The sequence below is a fragment of the Streptomyces pathocidini genome (genome assembly GCF_001418495.1).
GTDB classification, from domain to species: domain Bacteria; phylum Actinomycetota; class Actinomycetes; order Streptomycetales; family Streptomycetaceae; genus Streptomyces; species Streptomyces pathocidini.
Genome location: NZ_LIQY01000683.1, coordinates 1 through 1016, shown reverse-complemented (window position 1 = coordinate 1016; position 1016 = coordinate 1). Strand labels below are relative to the sequence as shown.

Below are 1016 nucleotides of genomic sequence, written 5' to 3'. Positions count from 1 at the left end.
GCCCCCGCCGACCCGGCCCCTGACCCTGCCAGCGCCGCCACCCGGTGGTCGCTAGGGCCGGTTCCCTTCGCGCACGCGACCTGCGCGTCCGTCAGCCAGCCCAGCTTGCGCTTGTGCCAGGCCAGGAAGTCGTTGTTGGCGCCCCAGTCCTCGGACATGATGTCCCAGTGCCCGGCCTTGGTGCCGCCCCGCGCCGTGTAGAGGTCGGGGAGGCCGAGGGAGTGGGCGTTCTCGTGGGGTAGTACGCGGTACGCGTTGTCGCCCGCCGTCTCTGTGCCGTCGTCCTGGCGGCTGTAGATGAACGACATGTGCCGCAGCGTCGCGCCATCCGCCCTCGGTGCGTCCGACACCCCCGCGAACGTCACCGACAGCACGCTGTCCAGCGCCGGCGGCCCCGCGTTCGGCGTGACGAGGATGTTGACCAGGTCGTACGAGGCGAAGTCGACCCGGCCGTCGGCCGCCCTCGTGATGTCCCGGGCCAGCCGCCGGTAGCCCGGCTCGTAGCCGACGCCGCGGTCGATGCCGTACGCGTGAAAGGGGCGCGGCATCCGCAGCCAGTCGGTGATGGGGGCGTGCGCCTGGTAGTCGAGGCGGCCGTACGAGCTGGTGGCGTACCACTGGGAGGTCCTCGGGAAGAACTCGGCGAGCCGCTTCCGCGCGCTGCCCGCGCCCTTCGTATCCGGGAAGTCGATCATGAGGTTGAGGGCCCGGACGGTACCGGTGCTCCGCGTGCTGCCGGGGGCCGTGGGCAGCCCTTCCGACATCTGCACCCCCTCGACGTAGCCGGGGGAGCAGGTCGCGTCGGGCTGGGCGCGGCCTGCGGCGGGCGGGCCCGCGGTCCCGAAGCCGAGGGCTTCCTTGACGCCGGAGGCGGCGCCGAACGTCGTCGTGGCCGTCGCCGCGGTGGGGGCCGTCAGGGCGAGGGCGGCCAGCCCGATCAGCGCCGTGCCGCGGCGGGGCCTGCGTACCCCGCGGTGCGGCACGCGTATACCGCGGCGTATTCGGGCCTCGGGGGG

Annotated in this window: 1 protein-coding gene; it reads right to left on the bottom strand. The window is 73.8% G+C overall.

Going from position 1 to position 1016, the window contains the following annotated elements; translation table 11 throughout:
* Positions 1 to 989, bottom strand: a 989-nt coding sequence (locus AOK16_RS24435) for a M6 family metalloprotease domain-containing protein (RefSeq protein ID WP_240483736.1), incomplete at its 3' end; no start/stop codon positions are given.
* Between the last annotated feature and the right edge of the window lie 27 nt (positions 990 to 1016).